Origin of the sequence: uncultured Aliiroseovarius sp., from assembly GCF_947497285.1 — a bacterium.
Lineage (GTDB): Bacteria > Pseudomonadota > Alphaproteobacteria > Rhodobacterales > Rhodobacteraceae > Aliiroseovarius.
In genome coordinates, this window is the sequence record NZ_CANMFT010000002.1 from 412,622 (window position 1) to 438,046 (window position 25,425).

Here is a 25,425-nt window from a genome sequence, read left to right on the forward strand (position 1 = left end):
CATGACAGCATTCGACGACCTGATGCGTTTCCAGCGTGACACGCAGGCGCTGAGCGAGATTGCCGGGCGGCTTGGCTGGGACCAGGAAACGGTGATGCCAGACGGGGCAGGGGCGCAGCGCGCCGACGAAATGGCCGCCATCGAGAATGTGTTGCACGCCCGTCGGATCGACCCAAAGGTGCGCGACTGGCTGGCCGCCATCGACGCAAGCACCTTGTCGCCCACAGATGCAGCCCAACTGCGCGAAATCAAACGCGCCCGGGACCGTGCTGACAAGGTGCCCGTCGCGTTGTCGACCGCGATCGCGCGCGCAACCTCGGCCGCGCAACGCCGCTGGGCCGAGGCCCGCGCGGCCGATGATGTCGCCGCGTTCAAACCTGTGTTGGCCGAGATCGTATCGCTGCGCCGCGAAGAGGCTGCGGCGCTGGCCGCTGGCGGCGATCTTTATGATGCGCTGCTGGATGACTATGAGCCCGGCGCCTCGGGATCAGAGATACAGGGGATGTTCGACGCGATGCGCCCCCGTCTGGTCCGACTGCGCGACGCGGCCCTTGGGGCAGCTCACCCACCCCAGAAGGTGATAGGAGCCTATCCGGCAAAAAAGCAGATCAAACTGGCCCGCAAGCTGGCGAAGACCTTCGGCTATGACATGACCCATGGGCGGCTTGATACGGCCGTCCATCCGTTCAGCTCAGGCTCTGGGTTGGATGTGCGCATCACCACGCGCACCAACAAGCATGACCCGTTCAACTGCATCTATTCGACCATCCACGAGGTCGGGCACGCCTGCTATGAGCAGAATGTGGACCGCGCCTATCTGCTGACTCCGATTGGACGCGGTGCGTCGATGGGGGTGCACGAAAGCCAATCACGGCTGTATGAAAACCAGATCGGACGCTCGCAGGCCTTCACGGGCTGGCTCTACGGGCAGATGGAACAGCGTTTCGGCTATGCCCCGGCCAGCGATGCGGATGCCTTCTATGGCACGGTAAACCGACTTGAGAAGGGGTTTATCCGCACCGAAGCCGACGAGGTGCAATATAACCTGCATGTGATGCTGCGCTTCGACCTTGAACGTCGGCTGATCGCAGGGCAGCTGGATGTAGCGGATCTGGAGGACGCGTGGAACGCGCGCTTCGAAGCGGATTTCGGCTATCAGGTCGATCGCGCCTCGAACGGGGTGTTGCAGGATGTGCATTGGGCAGTAGGGCTGTTTGGGTATTTCCCGACATATAGTCTTGGCAATGTGTATGCGGGCTGTCTTCACAGCGCCCTGCGTGCCGATCTGCCTGATGTGGATGCGCACCTTGCCGCAGGCGACGCCACATATGCCACGGCCTGGTTGAAAGACAAGGTGCAACGGCACGGCGCGCTTCATACACCGAAACGAACGGTCGAACTGGCGACTGGAGCACCGGTGTCGGTGGAGCCGCTTCTGTCCTACCTCGAAGCCAAGTTTTCAGAGATTTACCGGCTGTAGGGCAGGGCGCGGGCATGCGCCGTCGGGGTCTTCCGCCTGGAAGAATCAGCCTGCCCTGACCACCGCTCGGATTGAGGCAATCGCGCCCGAATGTGACAACCGCTGCCACATTCTTTCCCAGTTTGAGCGGAACAAATGATGCACGCATGGCGGGTTTCGGCAGAATAATGCGCATGGAAAACGTGCGGAACAAGTGATTTCGGCGGTAATCCGCGCTTAACGGTTCAGGCGTTAGGCTGTGGCGTGAAAATGATGCAGTTAAGTCCCACGCAGGCCAGCTTTCGGTCACTTTCGCCAAATACGGTGTCTTGGCTACCCTCCCGTAGCTCGTGTCGAAACGCAGCTTCACTTACGTCTTGCCCCTGCAAGTCGATCGTGTGGCATAGATGAGGTGAACCTGAATGACGATGATATCCCGTGTCCGAACGCGCCAAAGGACCGGCCGCACCACTCTGATGGGTGTCGCTGCCTCGTTGCTCAGTGCCTTTGTGCTGTTGGCTTCTGTGCCCACCACCGCCTCGGCGTCACCCTTCCTGGCCTCGAAGGGGCGGACGGCGGCACCTCCGGGTGCACAGAATCTGTGCCGGTCTTACAATTGGGCCTGCGCCAAGTCGCGGGCGTCAAAAGCCGTAACCTCGGCGCAGATCAAGCTGGCGCACGCGATCAACTTGCAAGTCAACCGGACCACCCGCTCTGTAGAGGACAGCCAGCAATACGGCGTGGCCGAACGCTGGACCATCCCGTCCAAACGCGGTGGCGATTGTGAGGACTACGCCCTTGCAAAGAAACGCGCATTGGTCAGCAAAGGGATCGATCCGCAGCGTCTTTTGATTGCTACGGTTCTGGATCGCAAAAGAAATTCCCACGCTGTCTTGGTGTTCCGCACCGATAAAGGCGACATGATTTTGGACAACATGACCAACAAGATCCGAAGCTGGAAAGAAACGCGCTATGTGTTTCTCCGGATGCAAGATCCCAACAGCCCGTCACGTTGGGTAAACGTGTTTCTGGGCGGCTGAGCCGCGCTCAGAATTGAAATACTTTCAGGTCTAACGAACAAAGGCGCGCAATATTGCGCGCCTTTTTTACTTTGTAGCGATCCAGTCTAAGACCGGCTCGGCGCTATTGCGGGTAGGATCCGCCACCATCGCAGCCTGAACGGACCCTGGCACGCACCAAAAGCTGTCCGCCACCATCGCCGCCACCGACGGAACAACCGCGGTCGCCGCCGTCACGCGGGCCGGTGTCACCACCTTCGCCGCCGTCGCCGTTGCCGCCGGTATCGCCGCCGTCACCGTTGCCGCCAGTATCTCCACCGTCATCGTTGCCGCCGCCTTCGCCGCCGCCGCCATTACCGCCGCCGCCGCCATTACCGCCGCCGCCGCCATTACCGCCGCCGCCGCCATTACCGCCGCCGCCGCCGTTACCACCGCCGCCGCCGTTACCACCGCCGCCGCCGTTACCGCCGCCGCCGCCGTTGCCGCCACTGCCAGTTACACGCGCAATGACTTTCGCAACAATGCTGCTTACGCGATCACGGCCTTCGCCTTCCTCTGGCGCAATCGACGCCGTCGGCATGTTGCCTAGAACGGCAGCAAAGCCCGGACATTCCTCGGTCGTTTTCGAGAGAACGGACAGGAATTCATCCTGTCGCTGGATGTAGCTCAGCATGCCCGGTGTCACCACGTCGCAGGTGCAAAGCGTTTCTGTCTCCAGCGACGCTTCGGCCGTTGCGATAGTGCATCGAACCTGTGATTCAGCAAGCGCGGGTGCGCTGGCCATCGTTAGAAATGTGCAAGTTGATAGGAGCGCTGTCAGCGCTTTTCTTGTGGAAACCATTTTGACCCCTCCGGCAAATTTTTCCAAACAAATGTGCAAGCAGTAGAGAGCAAACTCTCTTTATTTGGCTAAATTATTGACACATTTGAGACATGATTGCGAATGGGTTTTTCGAAACAGTCTATGCCGAGCGTGCACTTTGGGCGGAAAACCGCTTGGAAGTGGCGCATTTACAATCACTTAGTTTGGTGAGCACTATTTGCAACACTTGTTGTAAACTGTCGTGTTAACACGTTAAGGTTGTTATTTTTGTGCTGCTTTACAGAACAATAGGGGCGGATTCGTTCTTTTTGTTTCCATTGTTCGCAATAAACGAACCCATGAGTCGCCCTAAACGCTCATCTCTGACTTGATCAGCTGCTTCAGAAGATCACGACCACGAGCCTCTGCGCGGCGGATGCGGATGGCGGTCATGAAGGCTTCTTCCAGCGTCGTCGAAGACGATCCGACCGTCTTCTTGATCTCGACCACCAATTCTTCGTTGCCGGTCAGCCGTTCGGCCTCCAGCACATCCTTGGCCAACGCGTCGGCAACTTGCTCCAGAAGATCCATGGTCGTCTCGTTCAGCGGCTCGTTTCGGTCAGGCGGCGGCGGACATATTCGTCCACATGCGTGATCATCGTATCCATGTGATCATCTTCAAAGAAGTGGCCGGACCCGTCGATTTCGGTATGGGTCACCGTGATGCCCTTCTGCTCATGAAGCTTGTTCACAAGGATATGCGTGTCTGCTGGCGGCGCGACGCGGTCGGCGGTGCCATTGATGATCAGGCCAGAGCTGGGGCAGGGCGCCAGAAAGCTGAAATCATACATGTTGGCCGGGGGGCTGACCGAGATAAAGCCGGTGATTTCCGGGCGTCGCATCAAAAGTTGCATGCCGATCCAAGCGCCGAAGGAAAAGCCAGCGACCCAGCAATGCTTGGCGTTCTGGTTCATGGACTGCAGATAATCCAGCGCCGAGGCCGCATCGGACAATTCGCCCACGCCCTGATCGTATTCGCCCTGGCTGCGGCCAACGCCACGGAAGTTGAACCGAAGCACGTTGAAGCCCATGTTGTGGAACGCATAGTGCAGGTTATAGACGACCTTGTTGTTCATCGTGCCACCAAATTGCGGGTGCGGATGAAGAATGATGGCGATCGGGGCGTCTTTTTCCTTTTGGGCGTGGTAACGGCCTTCAAGTCGGCCTTCGGGGCCGGGAAAAATCACTTCGGGCATGCAGTCTGAGCCTCTTTTTTCCAGTCGGATCCTGCGTCGCGCTGTCGTTGCCAGCTTTCTTGACGCGTCCGGACCCGCACCATAATACGGGGGTGGCTGTAATGCGGGCAAGTGGCCCGTGTTTGCCAGTCCTAAGTGACCTAGTGGTCAATGCCCGAAAGGTCAATGTTTTTGAGGGGGAGCACGCGATGAAGCTGTCAACAAAAGGGCGCTATGCCATGGTGGCATTGGCTGACCTTGCGATGCAGGATGAAGACGTCCTTTTGTCGCTGACGGATCTTGCGAAACGTCAGGACATTTCCCTGCCCTATTTAGAGCAATTGTTCGTAAAACTGCGCCGCGCCGGGCTGGTGGACAGCGTGCGCGGGCCCGGTGGCGGCTATAAACTGGCGCGCCCTGCGTCAGACATCCGGGTGTCCGAAATCCTGACCGCGGTCGATGAGACGGTGTCGGCAATGCACAAAGGCGCCGGCGCATCGGGCGGCATGTCCGGGTCGAAAGCGCAGTCGATGACCAACCGGTTGTGGGAAGGGCTGTCAGCCCATGTTTATGTGTTCCTGCATCAGACGCGCCTGTCGGACGTCGTGAAAAACGAGCTGACCCCATGTCCTGCTGTGCCAACCTTGTTCGCTGTGGTGGACGAGGATTAACCGCCAACGCCCCAGCCAAGGGCGCTATGAAATTCGTCTTACAACACGAGGTGATGCCGGTGGGCCGGACCTATCTAGATTGGAATGCGACAACCCCGTTGCGACCGGAAGCCAAGGCGGCAATGGTTGCGGCGATGGATCTGGTCGGAAATCCGTCTTCCGTCCACGCAGAGGGACGTGCGGCGAAGGGGCTGATCGAGCAGGCACGTAAAGATGTGGCTGCCGCGCTCGGGGCCGATGGGGCAGACGTGATCTTCACCTCGTCCGCGACCGAAGCGGCGGCGCTGGCGCTGGCTGGCAAAGGGATCGCCTGCGCAGGGATCGAACATGATGCGGTGCGGTCTTGGTGTGACGAACGTTTGGCTGTGGATGGAAACGGGACGGTGACGGTCGACGATCCCGCCACGTCGGCCCTTCAACTGGCGAACTCTGAAACCGGGGTAATCCAGACCCTGCCCGAAGGCTTGTTCCTGACGGATGCCACGCAAGCCATTGGCAAGATCCCGTTCGCCTTTAACTGGTGCGGTGCCACGATGGCGGTTGTTTCGGCGCACAAGCTGGGTGGGCCAAAGGGGGTTGGCGCGCTTGTGGTCAAACGCGGCACCGAGATCGCCGCGCAGATCAAGGGAGGCGGGCAAGAAATGGGCCGCCGCTCCGGGACTGAAAACGTTGTGGGCATTGCGGGATTTGCGGCCGCCGCTCGTGCGGCTCAGTCTGATCTGGAGCAGGGTGTCGTGGGGCGCGTCGAAAAACTTAGAAAGATTCTAGAAAACACCATTGCGGAATCGGCAAAAGAGACTATTTTTGTCGGGAAAGACGCGAACAGGCTTCCCAACACCTCGTGCTTCGTTACTCCGGGCTGGAAGGGCGAGACACAGGTGATGGTGATGGACCTGGCCGGTTTTGCGGTTTCCGCAGGGTCGGCCTGTTCATCCGGGAAGGTAAAAACCAGCGCGGCACTTGCTGCAATGGGCTTTGACCGGGAACAAGCGGGATGCGCTTTGCGTGTCTCGCTTGGCCCTGATACGAGCGAAGACGAGGCTTTGGCATTTGCAGATGCCTGGAGCCGTGAATATGAAAAATTCCGGGCGCGGGGCCGTTAAGGCGTGTGCGGTCGGTGAAAGGGTGACATGGCCGGTGTAGATGAGGTGAACGTCAAAGAAGGCGTTGAAGAGGAAACCGTCGAAGCGGTGAAATCGCTGGCCGGAAAGTATAAATACGGCTGGGAAACCGATATCGAGATGGAATACGCCCCCAAAGGGCTGACCACCGATATTGTGCGCCTGATTTCTGAGAAGAATGAAGAACCAGCATGGATGACCGAATGGCGTCTTGAGGCGTTTGCACGGTGGCAAAAGCTGGTCGAACCCGACTGGGCGCTTTTGGATTATCCCGAAATCGACTTTCAGGACCAGTATTACTATGCCCGCCCGAAGTCGATGGAAGTGAAGCCGAAGTCACTTGAAGACGTTGACCCTAAGCTGTTGGCGACATACGAAAAACTTGGCATTCCGCTGAAAGAGCAAATGATCCTTGCCGGCGTTGAAGGCGCCGAAGACGTGCCGGCCGAAGGCCGCAAGGTGGCCGTAGATGCGGTGTTTGACTCTGTCTCTGTCGGCACGACCTTCCAAGCGGAATTGAAGAAGGCAGGCGTCATCTTCTGTTCAATCTCGGAAGCAATCCGTGATCATCCCGAACTGGTGAAAAAATACCTCGGGTCTGTCGTTCCTGTGTCGGACAACTACTATGCGACGCTGAACTCGGCCGTCTTCTCGGACGGGTCGTTCGTTTACATCCCGCCCAACACGCGCTGTCCGATGGAGCTGTCGACCTATTTCCGCATCAACGCGGAAAATACCGGCCAGTTCGAGCGCACGCTGATCATCGCCGACAAAGGATCATACGTCAGCTATCTTGAGGGCTGCACGGCCCCCAAGCGCGACGTTGCACAACTGCACGCCGCCGTGGTCGAAATCATCATCGAAGAAGACGCCGAGGTGAAATACTCGACGGTTCAGAACTGGTATCCCGGTGATGAAAACGGCAAGGGCGGCATTTACAACTTCGTGACCAAACGCGCCGATTGCCGGGGCGACCGGTCAAAGGTGATGTGGACGCAAGTCGAAACAGGCTCGGCCGTGACGTGGAAATACCCGTCCTGCATCCTGCGCGGCAACGAAAGCCAGGGCGAGTTCTATTCCATCGCAATCACCAACAACCACCAGCAGGCCGACACCGGCACCAAGATGATCCATCTGGGGCGCGACACAAAATCTCGGATCGTGTCCAAGGGGATTTCGGCAGGCGTAGCGCAGAACACCTATCGCGGCCTCGTGTCGATGCACCCGAACGCCAAGAACTCGCGCAATTACACCCAGTGCGACAGCCTGCTGATCGGCGACAAATGCGGGGCGCACACCGTGCCTTACATCGAGGTGAAGAACAACTCATCGCGGGTCGAGCATGAGGCGACCACCTCAAAAGTCGATGAAGAACAGATGTTCTATTGCCGCCAGCGGGGCATGGACGAAGAAGAGGCCGTGGCCCTGATCGTTAATGGGTTTGCCAAGGAAGTTCTGCAGGCGCTGCCGATGGAATTTGCCATGGAAGCCCAACAGCTTGTGGCGATTTCGCTGGAAGGATCGGTGGGATAGAAACTCCCGGTCGGTGCGTCAGTCAGAGGAAAGTCGATGGAACAGCAAAGCAAGATGAGAGCGATCCTTGAGGGTTTCGAGACCGTCATTCCATACGTGTTTCCGGCGATCGGCGGTTTAGCGGGGATCATCTATGTAAACCTGCACAAATTGGACCAACTGAACCCGATGTATTGGGTCGGCGGGGGTATTTTCCTTGGCTGGCTCACGGCGCGCGGTGCGCTCGCTGTTCTTGATCGGTGGCGGTGATGCGGCAGGTTGAATTGGAGCACTTCGAATGATTGTCACAACAACCCCCTCGGTCGAAGGCCATCCCATTGTGAAATATCACGGCATCGTCACGGGCGAGGCCATTCTGGGCGCCAACATTTTTCGCGATATCTTTGCACAGGTGCGCGACATCGTGGGCGGACGCTCGGGCGCGTATGAGGAAGAACTGGGCCGGGCGCGGCGTACCGCGCTGGCCGAGATGGAAGAACACGCGGCGTCCTTGGGCGCCAACGCGGTCGTGGGCGTGGACCTCGACTATGAAGTGATCAACAATATGCTGATGGTGTCGGCCTCGGGCACGGCTGTCACTGTTTCGTAAGGATATAAAAATGCTGAAAATCAATAACCTGCACGTCAAACTTGAAGAAGAAGACAAGCGTATCCTGAAAGGGGTCGACCTTGAGGTGCCCGCTGGGTCAGTGCACGCAATCATGGGGCCCAATGGCTCGGGCAAGTCAACGCTGTCTTACGTGTTGTCGGGCCGTGACGGCTACGAGGTGACAGAAGGCGGTGCCACGCTGGACGGCGAAGACCTGTTGGACATGGACCCCGAAGAACGCGCCGCCGCTGGCCTGTTTCTGGCGTTTCAATACCCGGTGGAAATTCCCGGTGTTGGCAACATGACCTTCCTGCGCACCGCCGTGAATGCGCAGCGCAAGGCGCGCGGAGAAGAGGAAATGTCGGCCGCCGACTTCCTGAAATTCATCCGTGCCAAGGCGAAAGAGCTGAAAATCGACGCCGACATGCTGAAACGTCCGGTCAATGTGGGCTTTTCGGGCGGTGAGAAAAAGCGCAACGAGATCCTGCAGATGGCGATGCTGGAACCCAAGATGTGCATTCTGGACGAAACTGATTCCGGTCTGGACGTGGACGCCATGAAGCTCGTGTCCGAAGGCGTGAATGCGCTGCGCAATGCAGGACGCTCGTTCCTGGTTATCACGCATTATCAACGCCTTCTGGACCATATTAAACCCGATGTGGTGCACATCATGGCGGATGGCCGGATCGTGAAATCTGGCGGTCCCGAACTGGCGCTTGAGGTTGAAAACAACGGCTACGCCGACATCCTTGCCGAGATGGAGGTCGAGGCATGAACACGGCCCCCAAAAAAGCACCTGCACTGATCAGTGCCGATGCACGCCCGGTGTCCGGCGCTTGGGCTGCGGAAGCTCGCGCTGATGCGGCCGCGCGGCTGGCAGATATGGGTCTGCCTACACGGCGCGACGAATACTGGAAATGGACTCGCCCTGACAGCTTGATCTCGGCCACGCCCGACATGGCCGAGGTGTTCGACTATGAGGGCGAAAGCCTGGTTTTCCATGCGATTGACCGGTTGAAGATCGTCTTTGTGGACGGTGTGTTTGACGCGGACGCCTCGGACGAGCTTGACGGCGAAGGGCTTGAGATTGAACGCCTTGCCAGTGCGGCCGGGAAAGACATTCATTGGGCCAAAGACCTTTACGGGGTTCTGGAAACCAAGGGGCAAACCCCCGTCGTGCGCCCGTTGGCGGCCCATAACACCGCGATGGCCACCGATGGTGTGGTCATTCGTGTCACCGGCAAGGTGAGCCGACCCGTCAGCTTGATCTACCAGCACAAGGATGCGAATTCCGACGCGATCTTGCACAATGTGGTGCGGCTGGAAGAAGGGGCGAAACTGACGTTGCTGGAAAACGGCGCAGCAGCTGCGCGCCTTTCAAAGGTGACCGAGGTTGATATCGGCCCGGGCGCTGAATTTCACCACGTGCGCGCGCAGGGGCGCGACCATGACCGTCAGGCGGTGACGCATATGTTCACGCGCGTCGATACGGGCGCTGTGTTCAAAAGCTTCACGATGACTGTAAACGGCAAGCTGACGCGCAATGAGTGCATTATCGACATTGTTGGCGACGATGCCATTGCACATGTGGCAGGGGCTGCGCTTGGCGATGGCGCGGCGGGTGATTTTCATCATGACGACACGGTTTTCGTGACCCACGATGCGGTGTCATGTGAAAGCCGTCAGGTGTTCAAGAAGGTCCTAAAAAACGGCGCAAAGGGCGTCTTCCAAGGCAAGATTCTTGTGAAGCCCGGCGCACAGAAAACCGACGGGTATCAAAAATCGCAGTCGCTTTTGCTGGACGACGACGCGCAGTTCTTGGCCAAGCCAGAGCTTGAGATCTATGCCGATGATGTGGCGTGCAGCCATGGCTCGACATCGGGTGCAATTGACGAAGAGGCGCTGTTTTACCTGCGCTCGCGCGGCGTGCCGACGCATATCGCCACCGACCTGCTTGTGCTGGCCTTTCTGGCCGATGCGATCGAGGAAATCGAGGATGAAGCGGTCGCCGCCGAGATCATCGACCGTCTGGACGCCTGGCTTGCGCGGCGGCGCGGTTAACCCGGCCCGGAGGCGCCCATGTCAGTCATTCAGGACGTGCTAAGAAGCTACCGCGCGCCGCGTGCGGTGTTTCAACGCCGCTTGGGCATTGGGCCGCGCGAAGATCGTGCGCTTGCGGTTCTGATGGGCGCCTGTTTGCTGGTGTTTGCGGCGCAGATGCCCCGATTGGCTCGTCAGGCTCATGAAACGGGCGAAGAGCTGAACATGCTGATGGGGGCAACCTTGCTGGCCTGGATCTTCATCATGCCGCTGGTGCTTTATGCTTTGGGCACGCTAAGCCATATTGCCGCGCGCGTTCTGGGCGGGCAGGGAAGCAGCTATGGCGCTCGGTTCGCGCTGTTCTGGGCTTTGCTATGTGCGACGCCGCTTTGGCTGCTGTGGGGGCTTGTGGCCGGGTTCATGGGGCCGGGTGTGCAGATGACCGTAACCGGTATCGCCGCGCTGTTTGCTTTTCTCCTGTTTTGGACGATAAACCTGCGCGAAGCAGAACGCGGGGCTAAGGTGTAACCAATGCGATTTGAACCCGGATATCTTTTCGGCATGGCCCTGCAAACGGTGCCCGAGCCGCGCAAGGTCGCCCGTGACCTGTTCAACCTCAACCTGCCGCGTGAAACCTTGTGGACGGCGCTGACCCTGATGGTCGTTCTGGCCACGGCGATCAGCGTTTTTGCCGGTCTGCTTTTCCCGGTCGATGCCGCGCAGATGGGGCCGCTTTTGTCCAGCCCGATCCTTCTTGGTCTGATCGAAGCGGTTTTCATGTTCGGTTTGGCATGGGCGATCTATCTGATCGGGCGCATGTTTGGCGGGCAGGGAACTCTGTCAGACGCCATAACCACAGTGGTCTGGATGGAGTTCATCTTTCTCGGTCTTCAGCTTCTGACCTTGATCCTGACCCTGTTCGCCCCCGGCCTTGCGATGATCACGATGCTGGGCTCTGCGATCATGTTTTTCTGGGTGCTGAGCCAGTTCACGGCCGAAAGCCACGGCTTTGCCTCGACCGGCTTGGTGTTCGTGTCGATCCTTTTGTTCATGACTGTCGCGATCTTTGCCCTGTCTTTCGTTCTGGTTCTTCTTGGCGTTGAACCTGTCACTTTGCCTGCCCCCAATTGACCGGAGTTCCGCAGATGTTCGACATCAATACAGTCCGGGCTGAATTCCCGATCCTGTCGCGTCAGATCAACGGTCAGCCGTTGATCTATCTCGACAACGGCGCATCGGCGCAAAAACCGCAAGTGGTTATCGATGCCGTGACCCGCGCTTACGCCGAGGAATACTCGAACGTTCACCGGGGGCTTCATTTTCTGTCCAACCTCGCGACCGAGAAATACGAGGCCGTGCGTGGCATTGTGGCAAGGTTTCTCAACGCCGGATCCGAGGACGAGGTGATCTTCAATTCCGGCACCACTGAGGGCATCAACATGGTGTCCTACGGGTGGGCTGCGCCACGCATGGGCGCGGGCGACGAAATCATTCTGTCGACGATGGAGCATCACGCCAACATCGTTCCGTGGCATTTTCTGCGCGAACGCCAAGGGGTTGTGCTGAAATGGATCGACCCGGAACCGGATGGGTCGCTTGACCCAAGCAAGGTTCTGGACGCGATCACCCCGCGCACCAAGCTGATTGCCGTCACGCAATGTTCGAATGTGTTCGGCACGGTGGTCGATGTGAAAACGATCTGCGCCGGCGCGCGCGCGCGCGGTGTTGCCGTCATGGTGGATGGCTCGCAGGGGGCTGTGCATATGCCGGTCGATGTGCAGGATATCGGCTGCGATTTCTACGCCATCACCGGCCACAAGCTTTATGGCCCGTCCGGGTCCGGCGCGATCTATGTGCGGGCTGACCGTCAGGCCGAGATGCAACCCTTTCTGGGGGGTGGCGACATGATCAACGAGGTGTGTAAGGACCGGGTGACCTATGCGGAGCCGCCGTTGAAATTCGAGGCCGGCACCCCCGGTATCGTGCAGACCATCGGGCTTGGGGCCGCGCTGGACTATCTGATGGATCTGGGTATGGAAAACGTCGCCGCCCACGAGGCGTCGCTGGCCGCCTATGCAAGCGAACGTCTGACCGGGCTGAATTGGGTGAATGTCCAGGGCACCGCACCGGGAAAGGCTGCGATCTTTTCGTTTACGATGGAGGGCGCGGCGCATGCGCATGACATCTCGACCATCCTCGACAAAAAGGGCATCGCCGTGCGGGCGGGTCACCATTGCGCCAAACCGCTTATGGAACATCTGGGCGTCTCTGCGACCGCGCGCGCCTCTTTCGGGCTTTATAACACCAAAGACGAGGTGGACCGGCTGATCGAGGGGCTGGAGCTTTGTCACAAGCTGTTGGCCTGACACCTGCGCGCCATGGCGTTTTCGCGCTATTCGTCGGTCTGGATCAGTCCTAAGCCGCGCAGATAAACGCCAATTCCGGATTCCAGAAGATCCTCGGGTGGAAAGGGGCTTTTTTGCCCCGGACTGCCACGCCCGAACAGCTCCACCACCCCGTGGCTCATTGCCCAGATATGGGCGCTGACCATACGTGACGGCGGGCGCCTGTCTTCGGGAATATTCTCGGTCAGCGTTGCTGCGGCTTTTTCAAGCACACCCATCGCACGCCCCGCAACCAACGCCAGATCGGGCGATTGATTGATCAAGACACCGCTTTCAAACATCGCAACATAATGGCCGGGGTACTTGCGGGCAAAGGCAAGATAAGCCCGCCCGGTTGCTTCGAAACTGGCAAGCGCAGATGGCTTGCCCTTGTCATAGGCATATTCCATCAGGTCTGCGAAAATCTCATACCCCTGCCGCGCCGCCTCGGCGATCAGATCCTCGCGGCCGGCAAAGTGGCGATAGACGGCTGCCGGCGTAACGCCCGCCTGTTTCGCCGCTTCTGACAGGGTGAAACCGGTCGGGCCCTTTTCTTCGATCAAGGCCAAGGCCGCATCGACCAGAGCTTGGCGAAGATTGCCGTGATGATAGCCGCGTTTAGCCATCCCAGATCTCGGGTCCGCCACAGATCTTGTCATCGGGCGCATGCGCGACGTTTCCATCTTTCGACGCATAATCAATATGTTGCAAGACGGACCGGATCGCCGCCAACCGCGCGCGTTTCTTGTCGTCTGAGCGGATCACCGTCCAGGGCGCGCGGGGACGGTGGCTGCGTTCGAAGGTTTCCTTGATCGCGTCCGAATACTCATCCCAGCGCTTCAGCCCCTCGACATCAATCCAGCTCAGCTTCCATTGCTTCAACGGGTCTTTTTCACGCGACAAGAAGCGTTTCAATTGCTCGGCGCGACCGACATTCAGCCAGATTTTGAAAAGATGAATGCCCTCATCAACCAGCATGTCCTCAAACTCCGGCAGTTGCCGGAAAAAGGCCGCGCGCTGGTCGTCCTCGCAAAAGCCAAACACTTTTTCGACCACGCCGCGGTTGTACCAACTGCGGTCAAACAGAACGATTTCACCCGCCGACGGCAGTTCACGCACATAGCGTTGGAAATACCATTCGCCCGCCTCACGGTCCGAGGGCTTGGATAAGGCGACAACCCGCGCGACGCGGGGGTTCAGGTTTTCGCGAAACCGTTTGATGGTGCCGCCTTTGCCTGCGGCGTCGCGCCCCTCGAACACCACCACGACACGTTTGCCCGTGGCCTTTACGTCCGCTTGCAATTTCACCAATTCAAGCTGAAGCGCCTCGATTTCGTCCTCATAGTCCGATTTGGACATCAGCGTTTCATAGGGATAGCTGTCGGACAAGATCTGCTTCTTGCCAGCGCCCTTGATTGCCTCGCGCACAGACGCCGGAGCGGTCTTTGTGTAGAACTCTGATATGGCACCTTCGAAGGGCAGGGACATGCGCAAACTCCTGATTTCACGACAGTATGGGACGTAGCCCTCGCAATGGCAATCGGTGCGAGGGCTTGGTCACATCACCCACGGCGATCTTCGACGCTGGACCCGATCTGGTCGATATCGAAGGGCGTGGTCAAATACATCTCGTTGATCCAGTTGGCATACAGCAAATGGGCGTGACTGCGCCACCGGTTGACGGGCATCCGGCTGGGGTCTTCATCTGGATAGTAGTTGATCGGCACATTGATCGGCACGCCTTTGGCGACATCGCGGTCATACTCACCTTTCAAGGTGGCCGTGTCGTATTCAAAGTGGTTGAAGATATAGAGCGCGCGATGGGCTTTATCTTCGACCAGACAGGGACCAACCTCGTTCGACCCCAGAAGCGTGGTCAAACCGTTTGCGGCGTCGATCTCGGCCTGACGCATTTCGGTCCAGCGGCTAACTGGAACGACACAACTGTCTGAAAATCCTCGCAAATAGGGTGATGCCGGGTCCATGTTTCGCTGCGGAAAACAACCAAAAGCCTTGGCATCCAGTATATGTTTCGCCACCCCATGGAAGTGATAGATCATCGCCATCGCCCCCCAACACACGCCGAAGGTCGAATGCACATTGGTCTGGGTCCAGTCAAAGATCTGGCTGATCTCATCCCAATAGGTGACCTGTTCGAACGGCATATGCTCAATTGGCGCGCCGGTGATGATCAGCCCGTCGAATTTCTGATCCTGCACCTCTTGCCACGGCTGATAGAAGGCTCCGATATGGGCCTGGCTGGTGGTCTTGGACGTGTGCTCGGACGGGCGCAAAAGCGTCAGTTCGATCTGCAGCGGGTGCGCCCCGATCAGGCGTGAAAACTGCGTTTCCGTCTCGATCTTCTTGGGCATCAGGTTCAAAAGTGCGATCCGCATCGGGCGGATATCTTGTTTGGCCGCCTGATCCTCTGACATGACCATAACGCCCTCTTCCGTCAGCACATCAGCGGCCGGCAGAGACGAGGGGATCTTAATTGGCATGGCAAAAGTCCTTGGAATTGCGTGTTAATAACTAGTTAGGTCCAGATCAGGCAGCGTCAATGGCCGCGGCGATCATTCGATCGAAATCCTCGGGGCATTTGATTGCAGCAACCTCGTGGGCGCAAAGCGTGATGCCATAGCGCGCCATGTGCTGATACAAGGGCTGACGGTGTTCCAAGGCTTTCGCATAGGTCCAGCGGATAAAGGCGTCTGGATCAACATCGCTCGCTTCAAGCTTCATTTCATTGAGATAATCCGCCCAGGCGCGTTCCAGGAACGCGGGCTGATAAGCCATCGGCTTTGGCGCACGGTCAAAGCGGCGCACCAATTCCTGGCTGTGGGCGTCGTCGCCGCGCAACCAGATCAACAGGCAATGGCGGCCAAGTTCTTCGAGCAGGGGATCATTCTCCCCCAAGGCGGGGTCAATCCATTCGCAAATGGAGCCACCGGTGTCACAGATGAAATGGGGATAGCCATAAATCTTTTCAGCGCGTTCAATGAAGGCGGCCGTGTCCATCAGCGCCGAAATTTCGGCCTGCTTGAACTGGTCCTGCCTGCGCCGATACTCAGCAATCGGGACGCCGTCCTTTGCAGGGCTGCCCGGCTTGCCAAGGTAGGTCGCAACGGGGCTGAGATTGTCAAAGCTGATCTTCGAGGTGATCCGAATGGAATCCGACAACAGAAGGTCGCGCAGGAACGGCACCTTCATAGCCTCGGCCTTGAAATTGTCGGCGATGTGTTCGCCCATGTAGCGCGTGCCAATCCGGTAATCGATTGAATAGTGAAACCAATCACCCTGATCACGCAACATATTGGAAAGATAGGTTTTACCGAGACCGGACATACCAAAGAACAGCACCCGCTTGTGCGGGGCGTTATGCCAGTCGTCCGAGCTTTGATACAGCATGTCATTCACCAAGTTTCTCTTCGCCTCTTGGTAAGGGGCAGGAACGGGCGGGTCAAATGCTTCTCATCAGGAAACCGGGCGATGTGCTCTATGCAAAACGCCCCGCGACGAGCACGGGGCGTTTCAGGTCTTCTGTGGCGTCGTTCGATTAGAAACGCAGGCCCATCTTCACACCGAAGGACACGGCATCACCATCGTCATAGACGACCGGCAGGCCGCCTGATGTGACGGTCTTGGTGTCAAATTTGGTGTATTGGACACCGCCCGAAATGTCGAAATTGCCTTGGGTGTATTTTGCGCCCAGTGCAATCGACGTGGCCGCCCCGGCAGGTGCCAGGAACGTGGTGCCGGTGTCCGAGCCATCAACATAGCCCAGCGAAGCCGAAACCGACCAGTTTTCGTTCAAGCGACGACCCAAGCCGAGCTTGTAGGAGGTTACGTCCTCGTCAAAGGTCACCCAGGTCGCGTCGCCAAGTGCGCCCGTGGTGTCGAGCGAGATACCGCCCCATTTGGCATGACGGATCGACCCGAACAAAAGCGTGTTCTCGGCGATACCCGTTTGGAAGTCGAGGTTGATCGCCTCGGGCATTTCCACCGAGCCAGTGACCGGGTCAATGAAGCCCGGCACGGCGCGCACGCCGGTCAGTTCGTGATCAACAGCGGTGAAATAAGTCAGCGCGACGCGCAGGGCAATCTCGGGCTTTTCGTAAGCCACACCGACCAGGCCACCCCATTCGGTGCCGCTGGTTGCGGACAAAGCACCAAGGGACGAGATGATGTCGCCGGACACTTTCTGAGCACGCAAACCACCATGGACCGAGAAGCCATTGCCCATTTCATAGCGCAAGATGCCGGTCAAAGCCGAGCTGTCCACTTTCGCCATGCCCGGCGCAAGAGGGGCGTCAATATAGTTGATGTCGGCGCCGTAGGGCTGGTCCCAAATCAACGCAAGGCTGATCTGATCGTTCAGCTGGGCTTTGTAACCCATCGCGAACATCGAAAAGTCGGTTGCCGATTGCGAAATCGGAAAGACGCCTGCGCCGGTGCCTTCGATTGTCGGGCTGACATTGCCAAACGAGAACGACAGGTAGTTGCCTTCCTCGAACAGGATCGAGATATCCTGATTGGACCGGTCAATCCCGGCATGCGCGCCCGTCGCTGCTGCCGTAAACAACGCGGCTGTCGTGAGTGTAAGTTTGTTCATCATTCCTCCCTGAGACACAAACTGTCCTGAATGTAGCTGCTACATGAAATTTAAGCTATTTGGCGCGCCTGATCTTGGTCAATCGTTACCTTGGGTCAGATAAGGTTCAGCCGTTCATAACTTTTGAAACGATGTGGGAAGGACACGCTTTTTTGGGTCTGAAACACGCGGCAGGACAGTTCAGTTGGCCGGGTCAGCCTGAGGAGCGGTGCTCAGCGCGCAGATTGATCAGGTTCGCCCCGATGATGAAGCCCGCCCCGACGATCAGAGATACGCCAACGCTTTCACCGTAAAGCAAGGCGCCGATCACCGCGATCACCGGCAGTCTTGCAAAGTCCATCGGAATTACAACCGAGGCGGGCGCAAGCGACAGGGCCGTCGTCAAGCAGGCATGAGCAAGCAGACCCGCCCCGCCGATCAACAAAAGCCAAGGGGTCAGGGCCAGCGTCGGCCATGCAATGTCGCCGTCGATCCCTGCCGTTATCACGCCAAACACCAGTTGGATGGCGGTCAGCCAGAACAGGATGGACAACGTCGTTTCCGCCCGCGTCAGTTTTCGCGTAGCCAGCGCGGTCAGCGCAAAACAGATGGCCGACAAGCCCGCAGCGGTCACTCCAACCGACAAACCGCCCGTCGCCCAAGGTTGGGCGATGATCAGGATGCCGACAAAACCGATCAGTGCTGTCAGCAACCTTGTGCCCGTCAGGCGCTCGTTTAGCAAAACCGGGGCGAGGGCGGCGACCCACAAAGGCGAGGTGAACTCCAGGGCAAAAACTTGTGCAAGCGGGATCAGCGTCAAAGCCAGAAACCAAAGGTTCTGCCCGGCGAAATGGGCCGCATTGCGCAACAAGTGCAGACGCAGATTGCTGGTTCTGACCTCGTGTTGTCGCCTTGTCGCCACGAGCACTGCCACCACGATCACGACCCCGACGCACGACCGGTAAAGCATCACTTCGAATGTATCCAACGCGTGACTGACCGCGCGCCCGGCCACGGCCATCGCCGTGAACGATGCAATCGCCCCGGTCATCCAGAACGCGGCGCGCAGGGTCGGTGTCACGAGACGACCTCTTCGATGTTATAATGACGCGGGATGTTCTTTGTGATTTTGGCCCAAGGGCTTGATGTCATGCGGGTTTGATGGGCGTCAAAATCCTCGCGTGAGGCAAACAGTTCGCTCACATCGAAACGGCCCGGCCGGGTTTCATCCTCGGTGACGTCGAAGGCCAAGCAACCCGGTTCCGCTCGGGTCAGAGCGATATGGGCGGGGAGCGCCGATCTGATCGCGGCAATCCGGCCCTTGGGGACTTCGATATGACCTGACAGGCGTATCTTTGGCATGAGCGGACCATACCGAAGCCACATAGATTGACAAGAAGGGTCGTGACCGCGGCTTACGACTATGCGCCTTGCGTCTTGGGTTCGAACAGGATGTTTTCATAGGGTTTTGTCGGGTCAAACATGGTTTTGTTTCCCGCGGTATCCAGCCCGAAAACGTCATATCTTTCGGCCATCAAATCCAACGCCTGCGCCAGCATGTCACGCACCTTCGCACCTGCATCGACCCGGTATTCCATCAAGATGGGTGCTGTGTTTGACGCCAGAAACTTTTGACCGCCCTTGATGACGTCAAGCTCGGCACCCTCGACGTCAATTTTGATCAGGGCGATCCGCGCCGCATACCTTGCGCCGTCAATATAGCGATCAAGCGTGGTCGCCGGAGCAAGCTCGTATGTTGCGTCCGCCTTTGACGGGTTCCAATCCGCGAGCAATGAATTCGCGCCGCGGTTGCCATCGCGCAAATAGAGCTTCAGAAATGCCCCGTCATCAGCCTGCGACGTCAACGCCACGATATCCACATGCGCCTTAATCTGGTTCAGCGCGATATTCTTGAGCAAGAGGGACGCCGTGTCTTTTGAGGCCTCGATCGCAGCAAGTTCACACCCGGTTTCTCGACAGATTGGCACACTCGCGGTGCCAATATTGGCACCGATGTCCAGAATGACGTCACCTTCGGTAATACCGATTTTCGTGGCGATGGTGTGGACCATCATCTCGAACGGTTCTTGGCGGATGAAGCTGCGAAAACCGATGTGATCGTTCACATCAACCCACAACCGCGTTCCCTGCCAGGTCAACATGGCAAGCTTGGGTTGGTAGTGAAAGACGGAAACCTTTCGGATGTAATTTGGATCAAAAAACCGAGTGATCCGGTGCACCAAGGGAACGCTTTGATATCTCTGTAGAAACTTCAGAACCATCCGTCCCCGGAGTCGTGATGTGACAAAGGTGACGATCCTGGTCAAACGTGACTTCATAAGGGTTCTACCCGCGCAGAATGTTGCGTGCTTGCTGGTCTTTGCACATCCATCATGCCACCCGCGTGAAGCGAGTTGCAAGCAGTAATACTACTTTAGGACGATTATTGGAGTGTCGCGGGATTGCTTGGACAACGCAAATGCGGTCACTTTAACAGAGGCATACTTGCGGGGTCATTCCCACTCAATCGTGCCGGGTGGCTTCGAGGTCACGTCATAGGTGACGCGGTTGATGCCCTTGACCTCATTGATGATCCGGGTTGCGGTTTCCCCAAGAAATTCATGGCTGAACGGATAGTAGTCCGCCGTCATACCGTCCACCGAGGTGACGGCGCGCAGTGCACAGGCATAATCATAGGTGCGCCCATCGCCCATCACACCCACGGTGCGCACGGGCAGGATCGCGACAAAAGCCTGCCAGATCTCGTCATACAAACCGTGCTTGCGGATCTGGTCGATATAGACAGCGTCGGCCTCGCGCAGAATGTCCAGCTTAGCGCGGGTGATCTCTCCGGGGCAGCGGATGGCAAGACCGGGGCCGGGGAAGGGGTGGCGCCCGATGAAGCTTTGCGGCAGGCCAAGCTCGCGGCCCAAGGCGCGCACTTCGTCCTTGAACAACTCGCGCAGAGGCTCGACCAGCTTCAGGCCCATCTTTTCAGGCAAGCCGCCGACATTATGGTGCGATTTGATCGTAACCGACGGTCCGCCCGAGAAACTGACGCTTTCAATCACGTCCGGATACAGCGTGCCTTGGGCCAAGAACTCTGCGCCCTCGATCTGGTCGGCATGTTTCTGGAACACGTCGATGAACAGTCTGCCGATGATCTTGCGTTTGGTTTCCGGGTCGGATTGCCCGTCCAACTCGCCCAAAAACAGCTCCTGCTCATCCGCGTGGATCAGCTGCATGTTATAGTGGTCGCGGAACATGGTGACGACCTCTTCCGCCTCGCCCTTGCGCAGCAACCCGTGGTCGACGAAAACGCAGGTCAGCTGATCGCCAATGGCTTCGTGAATCAGAACCGCGGCGACCGAACTGTCGACCCCGCCGGACAGGCCACAGATCACTTTCTTGTCACCGACCTGTTCACGAATGACGCGGATCGCCTCGTCGCGATAGGCATCCATGGTCCAGTCGCCCGTGAACCCGGCCAGTTTCACAAAATTCTCGTAAAGTTTCGCGCCCTTTGGTGTGTGGTGCACTTCCGGGTGGAACTGCACCGCATAGAAATGACGGCTGGCGTCGGCGGTGATCGCGAAGGGCGCGTTGGGCGAGGTGCCATAAACCTCAAAACCCGGAGCGATTTCAGAGACATGGTCGCCGTGGCTCATCCAGACCTGCTCAACGCCCTGGTCAAACCAGCCGTCCAACAGGTCGAGCTTGGCGCTGGGGGTCACATAGGCGCGGCCGAATTCGGCTGTGCCGTGTCCGCTTTCCACTTTGCCGCCCAACTGGGTCATCATGGTCTGCTGACCATAGCAGATGCCAAGGATGGGCACGCCATAGTCGAAAATTTCTTGCGGCGCGCGTGGTGACCCTTCGCGGGTCACGCTGTCTGGTCCGCCCGACAGGATCACCGCTTTCGGGGCCATCTCGCGCACGAAATCCATCGTGACCTTCTGGTAGGGGTGAATTTCGCAATAGACATTCAACTCGCGCAGGCGGCGCGCGATAAGTTGCGTCACCTGGCTGCCGAAGTCGATGATAAGAAGGCGGTCGTGGCTTTGATCTGTCATGTCGTCGGATTAGGGCAGGGGCCGGGGCAAAGCAAGTCCCGCACGCGTATCTACACCAACCATCCGGCATTTTTTTGTGGCTTTCAGCGCCCGATGTCGCTTTTGCCCCCTGAAGGACGCTTGCGAGCGGATTTAGCGGGGGCCGCGGGATATTCACAAATCAACAGGACATTTTGGAGGATTACCATGACCGAGGCACCCACCCGTCGTGGTCGCGGGGGCGGCGGCGCTGCTCGTCGCGCTGAACGCACCGCTGTTCGCATCGAATGCGCGAAATTCATCACGCGCAACATTCCCAATCTCGAAATCCTCAACGAAGAGGCGATGGAGATCATCGAATACAACGCCGAAACGGTGCTTGAGGAAATCGGCGTCAATTTCGTCGAAAACCCGGCCGCGCTTGAGCGGTGGAAAGAGGCGGGGGCCGATGTTGACGGGGAACGGGTGCGCATTCCGCGTGGTTTGGCGCGTGAGTTGTGCAAAACGGCGCCCAGCCAGTTTACCCAGCATGCCCGCAATCCCGAACGATCCGTTGAAATTGGCGGCAACAATCTGGTGCTCGCCCCCGTCTATGGCCCGCCCTTTGTGCGCGACGCCGCCGGGGGGCGCCGCTATGCAACGATGCAGGATTTCCGCAAGTTCGTGAAGCTGGGTTACATGTCCAAATGGCTGCACCATTCCGGCGGCACCGTGTGCGAACCGACAGATGTGCCGGTGAACAAGCGCCACCTTGATATGCTGCTCGCCCACATGACCTTGTCTGACAAGCCCTATATGGGGTCGGTGACCGCGCCTGAACGCGCGCAAGACAGCGTCGAGATGTCCGAGATTCTTTTCGGCAAAGACTTCGTGCAGCAAAACACGGTGATGACGTCGCTCATCAACATCAACTCGCCCATGCAATATGACGATGTGATGATGGGCGCGATGGAGGTGTTTGCCGCCAACAACCAAGCCTCGATCATTTCGCCCTTCATCGTGGGCGGCGCGATGGCGCCGGTGTCTGTGGCTGGCACGCTGACACAGGTTCTGGCCGAGGTGCTCGCGGGTGTGGCCTATAGCCAGTTGGTGCGCAAAGGCGCGCCGGTCATTGCGGGGGCGTTCGTGTCCTCGATCGACATGAACTCTGGCGCACCAACCTTTGGCACACCCGAAGCAGCCCATATCACATATGGGGCCGGGCAATTGTTCCGCCGGCTAGGGTTGCCATACCGATCGGCCGGGTCGTTCAACGGATCGAAACTGCCTGACGCACAGGCGGCGTATGAAACGGCAAACAGCTTGAACACGGGGCTGCTGTCCGGCGTGAATTTCATGCTGCATGCGGCCGGCTGGCTGGAGGGCGGTCTGGTCGCCAGCTTCGAGAAATTCGTGATGGATGCCGACCAGCTGGGCACCTTGCACCATTTGGCCCAGGGCATTGCGGTCGATGAGAATGCGCAAGCGATGGACGCCATCCGCGAGGTTGGGCCGGGCGGACACTATCTTGGCTGCGCCCATACGCAGGCGAACTTTAAGTCAGCGTTCTGGCGCACCGAACTGCTGGATTACAAGCCGTTTGAAACCTGGGACGAAGAAGGCGCGCGCGACACGCAAGCGCTGGCCTCGATCCGCGTGGAGAAGTTGTTGGCAGACTATCAACAACCCGCCCTTGACCCCGGTATTGCCGATGGGCTTCGCGACTACGTTCAGGAAAAAAAGGACTCGATGCCCGACGCCTTTAGCTGAGCCTCAACCGTTCCGGTTTTGTTCAGCAACATTAAGAACACGGTAAGAGGATTTAACGATCCTCTTACCGGTCTTGGGGCGTTCAGACCGCCCGTGGCCCTTTTGGCAGCAGACGCATTTCGGCCATCAGCGCGATCAGCACCTCGACATGGTGGGACACGGAATAAGAGGCGTCGCCGGCTTTCCGTGTATCCTCTAGCCGTGCTTCTTCCTGCAACAGCCCGTCGATGGCCCTTGCCGGGCTGGGCGTCGCAGGCGTTTTCATAAGCTTTTTCAAATCCCTATCGCGGTTGTAATCCATCAGCCCGAAGCGGGCGGCGCGCACCAGAAGACGGGGGCGACGAAGTGATTTGAGAAGTGATGTTGCGTCAGTCATGGGATACCCTTTCAGTGATTCCCGCTGACTATTACTCAACCTTACCGGGTGTTGCGTTCGAACGCCTCCGGCGCACGGTCGCTTTAACAAATATTGCCAAAGCAATAACAAAACTGGTCTGGACAACGGTCAATTAACGAACCGGTAACCAATCAAATGATACTCGTTACCGGCTATCACACAACCTGTGGTTGCGCGTCGGGATGTCGTGTGTCCACGGAACGCCAATTGGAAGGGGCTTCTATGCAGAATGCGATGGCATCGGGGATCGAAAGCAATGAAATGGTTCGGTGGCTGCCCGATGAGGTTCATCTTTACCTGAAACACACGGAAGAGGGTGCCTCCATTCGTTCCCTTGCCCGCGACATGGGGGTGCACGCCTCGACGGTGCTCAGACAGGTGCGAAAGACCGAATCTCTGCGTGATGATCCGTTGGTCGATGCCCTGCTGACACGACTGGGGGCAGGGGTGCGCGACGGCCAACCTGTTTATGCCACCGCGGCCCCGATTGACCCGGACGCAGACGACACTGTTTCCCCACATATGGTGCGCCTGTTGCGGGCCATGATGAAAGACCGGGCCGTCATGGCCGTCAGCCAAGGTGTCGACACCGCCGTGGTGTTGTGCGCCCGAGACGACGGCGACCCGCTGACGGTGGCCAAGGGTCCGACCGAAATTGTCGAGGTCATGGCATTGCGCGGTTGGATCGAAGGCGGCGCGTCGGGTCGGGTGGTGCGCTATCACATCACCACCGAGGGGCGACTTGCGCTCAACAAGATGTTGGCACAACAAGAAGGGCGCGCGACTGGGTTCGCCGAAGCCTCAACCGGGTTTTCGGGCATTCCGGACGGCGCCAGCTTTGTCGGTGCGGCAAAGGCGGCCAAGGCAAGAACGCGGTCCGGGCGTCCGATTGGTGCTGACAGCCCGGTGCGGGTGCTGGGGCGGTCGACCGGGCGTGGGCAACCTTACCTTGCGCCGACACTTGTGAGTGCCGCCGAACGCCTGCACCGTGATTTCGCTCTGGGGCAGTTTGAACTGAGCGGCATTGCCACATGGGACAGGCTTCAAGATGCGGTCAGATCGGCACTGACAACCACGCATCCGTCAGACCGCAAACTGGACGCCCGCAAACGGTTCGCCAGCGCAATGCAGGCGCTTGGGCCGGAACTTGGCCAGATTGCGATCGCTGTGTGTTGTCACGAAAAGGGCATGGAGCGGATCGAGGCGGACATGGCGATGCCTGCGCGGTCGGGTAAATACATGCTTCGCGTGGCTCTGAACTATCTGTCGCGGTATTATGACAGCGTCGGTGGGGACGAACATGAACTGATCTATTGATCGCAGCTTGGCGTTACCGATCCAGACGCGCGAAAATTTCCTTCGTCGTCAGAATCTCGAATTCAAGGGTCGGGTAAAGCTGCTTAAATTCGCGCGAAATCATCGTGGGATTGGGCAGATCGTCGGCAAGGATCAGATAGCGACCGTCAAATTTCATGTCGGTCAAAAACTGACCAAAGTCGATACAGTCCAATCCCTCGCAAAACAGGGGTGACAGCACCACTTTGGGCGCAAACGCCTCAAAGGCGCTGCGATCCAATTGCGTAATCTCATCGCAGGAAAGCTGCATCAAGCCTTCGAATTGAAAGGCAGATGTGGTTTGTGCGCTCAGTTCCCCAAGCACCAGCGTTGTTGGCTTGATCACCATGGTGTGTTTCATTACCCGTTTCCCGCTAGGGACAATTTTGGCTGTTTTACGGTTGCAGATTGCACAACCGCGAAAGCTCATTTTCAATCACCCTACACA

The 25,425-nt window shown here is 58.2% G+C and carries 28 protein-coding genes; 14 read left to right on the forward strand and 14 right to left on the reverse strand.

Annotation, left to right across the window (positions count from 1 at the left end; genetic code table 11):
- Position 1: 1 nt before the first annotated feature.
- The gene (locus Q0864_RS05425) at positions 2–1,480 is read left to right on the forward strand and encodes a carboxypeptidase M32 (protein ID WP_298566744.1); all 1,479 of its coding nucleotides are present in this window, start codon (positions 2–4) and stop codon (positions 1,478–1,480) included.
- 401 nt (positions 1,481–1,881) lie between these two features.
- Complete coding sequence (locus Q0864_RS05430; protein WP_298566745.1) at positions 1,882–2,499, forward strand: transglutaminase-like cysteine peptidase; 618 nt, start codon at positions 1,882–1,884, stop codon at positions 2,497–2,499.
- 103 nt (positions 2,500–2,602) lie between these two features.
- Here the strand turns inward: Q0864_RS05430 and Q0864_RS05435 are convergent, their stop codons facing one another.
- The 3 genes from Q0864_RS05435 to Q0864_RS05445 all read right to left on the reverse strand — a co-directional run bounded on the left by Q0864_RS05435 (position 2,603) and on the right by Q0864_RS05445 (position 4,536).
- Complete coding sequence (locus Q0864_RS05435; protein WP_298566746.1) at positions 2,603–3,151, reverse strand: hypothetical protein; 549 nt, start codon at positions 3,149–3,151, stop codon at positions 2,603–2,605.
- A 498-nt stretch (positions 3,152–3,649) separates the two neighbouring features.
- Positions 3,650–3,871 carry a hypothetical protein gene (locus tag Q0864_RS05440; RefSeq protein WP_298566747.1) on the reverse strand — a complete coding sequence of 74 codons (222 nt, stop codon included), beginning with the start codon at positions 3,869–3,871 and terminating at the stop codon, positions 3,650–3,652.
- Positions 3,872–3,882: 11 nt separating this feature from the next.
- Positions 3,883–4,536, reverse strand: a complete 654-nt coding sequence (locus Q0864_RS05445) for an alpha/beta hydrolase (RefSeq protein ID WP_298566748.1) — start codon at positions 4,534–4,536, stop codon at positions 3,883–3,885.
- Positions 4,537–4,724: 188 nt separating this feature from the next.
- Between Q0864_RS05445 and Q0864_RS05450 the strand changes: the two genes are divergently transcribed.
- The 10 genes from Q0864_RS05450 to Q0864_RS05495 are packed head-to-tail and all read left to right on the forward strand — an operon-like array spanning position 4,725 to position 12,835.
- Positions 4,725–5,186 carry an Rrf2 family transcriptional regulator gene (locus Q0864_RS05450; protein WP_298566749.1) on the forward strand — a complete coding sequence of 154 codons (462 nt, stop codon included), beginning with the start codon at positions 4,725–4,727 and terminating at the stop codon, positions 5,184–5,186.
- A 59-nt stretch (positions 5,187–5,245) separates the two neighbouring features.
- Positions 5,246–6,289: a cysteine desulfurase family protein gene (locus tag Q0864_RS05455; protein WP_298566793.1), complete on the forward strand. Its 1,044-nt coding sequence runs from the start codon at positions 5,246–5,248 to the stop codon at positions 6,287–6,289.
- Between the two features lie 27 nt (positions 6,290–6,316).
- A complete protein-coding gene (sufB, locus tag Q0864_RS05460) occupies positions 6,317–7,840 on the forward strand; it encodes a Fe-S cluster assembly protein SufB (protein ID WP_298566751.1) in 1,524 nt (507 codons plus the stop codon).
- Positions 7,841–7,876: 36 nt separating this feature from the next.
- Positions 7,877–8,089 (forward strand): hypothetical protein, encoded by a 213-nt coding sequence (locus tag Q0864_RS05465; RefSeq protein ID WP_248362944.1) that lies wholly within the window; start codon positions 7,877–7,879, stop codon positions 8,087–8,089.
- A gap of 28 nt (positions 8,090–8,117) precedes the next feature.
- Entirely contained in the window at positions 8,118–8,429 is a 312-nt protein-coding gene (locus Q0864_RS05470) for a heavy metal-binding domain-containing protein (RefSeq protein ID WP_298566752.1), read from the forward strand.
- 10 nt (positions 8,430–8,439) lie between these two features.
- Entirely contained in the window at positions 8,440–9,204 is a 765-nt protein-coding gene (gene sufC / locus Q0864_RS05475) for a Fe-S cluster assembly ATPase SufC (RefSeq protein ID WP_298566753.1), read from the forward strand.
- Complete coding sequence (locus Q0864_RS05480; RefSeq protein WP_298566754.1) at positions 9,201–10,490, forward strand: SufD family Fe-S cluster assembly protein; 1,290 nt, start codon at positions 9,201–9,203, stop codon at positions 10,488–10,490. Before sufC ends, Q0864_RS05480 begins: the two co-directional genes overlap by 4 nt.
- Positions 10,491–10,508: 18 nt before the next feature.
- Positions 10,509–10,997, forward strand: a complete 489-nt coding sequence (locus tag Q0864_RS05485) for a YIP1 family protein (protein ID WP_298566755.1) — start codon at positions 10,509–10,511, stop codon at positions 10,995–10,997.
- Between the two features lie 3 nt (positions 10,998–11,000).
- A complete protein-coding gene (locus Q0864_RS05490) occupies positions 11,001–11,600 on the forward strand; it encodes a YIP1 family protein (RefSeq protein ID WP_298566757.1) in 600 nt (199 codons plus the stop codon).
- Between the two features lie 14 nt (positions 11,601–11,614).
- The gene (locus Q0864_RS05495; protein ID WP_298566758.1) at positions 11,615–12,835 is read left to right on the forward strand and encodes a cysteine desulfurase; all 1,221 of its coding nucleotides are present in this window, start codon (positions 11,615–11,617) and stop codon (positions 12,833–12,835) included.
- A 26-nt stretch (positions 12,836–12,861) separates the two neighbouring features.
- On the opposite strand, the gene Q0864_RS05500 is transcribed toward Q0864_RS05495, so the two are convergent.
- The 9 genes from Q0864_RS05500 to guaA all read right to left on the reverse strand — a co-directional run bounded on the left by Q0864_RS05500 (position 12,862) and on the right by guaA (position 21,517).
- Positions 12,862–13,479 (reverse strand): TetR/AcrR family transcriptional regulator, encoded by a 618-nt coding sequence (locus Q0864_RS05500; protein ID WP_298566759.1) that lies wholly within the window; start codon positions 13,477–13,479, stop codon positions 12,862–12,864.
- On the reverse strand, positions 13,472–14,341 hold the full coding sequence (gene ppk2 / locus Q0864_RS05505) for a polyphosphate kinase 2 (protein ID WP_298566760.1): 870 nt from the start codon (positions 14,339–14,341) through the stop codon (positions 13,472–13,474). Before ppk2 ends, Q0864_RS05500 begins: the two co-directional genes overlap by 8 nt.
- A 74-nt stretch (positions 14,342–14,415) precedes the next feature.
- On the reverse strand, positions 14,416–15,354 hold the full coding sequence (gene metA / locus Q0864_RS05510) for a homoserine O-succinyltransferase (RefSeq protein ID WP_298566761.1): 939 nt from the start codon (positions 15,352–15,354) through the stop codon (positions 14,416–14,418).
- A 46-nt stretch (positions 15,355–15,400) separates the two neighbouring features.
- Complete coding sequence (locus tag Q0864_RS05515; protein WP_298566794.1) at positions 15,401–16,261, reverse strand: ATPase; 861 nt, start codon at positions 16,259–16,261, stop codon at positions 15,401–15,403.
- 148 nt (positions 16,262–16,409) lie between these two features.
- A complete protein-coding gene (locus Q0864_RS05520; RefSeq protein WP_298566762.1) occupies positions 16,410–17,465 on the reverse strand; it encodes a hypothetical protein in 1,056 nt (351 codons plus the stop codon).
- Positions 17,466–17,658: 193 nt separating this feature from the next.
- Complete coding sequence (locus Q0864_RS05525; protein WP_298566763.1) at positions 17,659–18,525, reverse strand: DMT family transporter; 867 nt, start codon at positions 18,523–18,525, stop codon at positions 17,659–17,661.
- Entirely contained in the window at positions 18,522–18,806 is a 285-nt protein-coding gene (locus Q0864_RS05530; RefSeq protein ID WP_298566765.1) for a putative quinol monooxygenase, read from the reverse strand. Before Q0864_RS05530 ends, Q0864_RS05525 begins: the two co-directional genes overlap by 4 nt.
- A 59-nt stretch (positions 18,807–18,865) precedes the next feature.
- The gene (locus Q0864_RS05535) at positions 18,866–19,684 is read right to left on the reverse strand and encodes an FkbM family methyltransferase (RefSeq protein ID WP_298566766.1); all 819 of its coding nucleotides are present in this window, start codon (positions 19,682–19,684) and stop codon (positions 18,866–18,868) included.
- Positions 19,685–19,957: 273 nt separating this feature from the next.
- Entirely contained in the window at positions 19,958–21,517 is a 1,560-nt protein-coding gene (gene guaA, locus Q0864_RS05540; RefSeq protein WP_298566767.1) for a glutamine-hydrolyzing GMP synthase, read from the reverse strand.
- Between the two features lie 186 nt (positions 21,518–21,703).
- Between guaA and Q0864_RS05545 the strand changes: the two genes are divergently transcribed.
- Entirely contained in the window at positions 21,704–23,245 is a 1,542-nt protein-coding gene (locus tag Q0864_RS05545) for a trimethylamine methyltransferase family protein (protein ID WP_298566768.1), read from the forward strand.
- An 82-nt stretch (positions 23,246–23,327) separates the two neighbouring features.
- Here the strand turns inward: Q0864_RS05545 and Q0864_RS05550 are convergent, their stop codons facing one another.
- Positions 23,328–23,621, reverse strand: a complete 294-nt coding sequence (locus tag Q0864_RS05550) for a DUF6477 family protein (protein WP_298566769.1) — start codon at positions 23,619–23,621, stop codon at positions 23,328–23,330.
- A 243-nt stretch (positions 23,622–23,864) separates the two neighbouring features.
- Here Q0864_RS05550 and Q0864_RS05555 point away from each other — a divergent pair, with 243 nt between their 5' ends.
- Positions 23,865–24,959: a DUF6456 domain-containing protein gene (locus Q0864_RS05555; protein WP_298566770.1), complete on the forward strand. Its 1,095-nt coding sequence runs from the start codon at positions 23,865–23,867 to the stop codon at positions 24,957–24,959.
- A gap of 13 nt (positions 24,960–24,972) precedes the next feature.
- Here Q0864_RS05555 and Q0864_RS05560 read toward each other — a convergent pair whose 3' ends face one another.
- Positions 24,973–25,338, reverse strand: a complete 366-nt coding sequence (locus Q0864_RS05560; RefSeq protein ID WP_298566771.1) for a hypothetical protein — start codon at positions 25,336–25,338, stop codon at positions 24,973–24,975.
- Between the last annotated feature and the right edge of the window lie 87 nt (positions 25,339–25,425).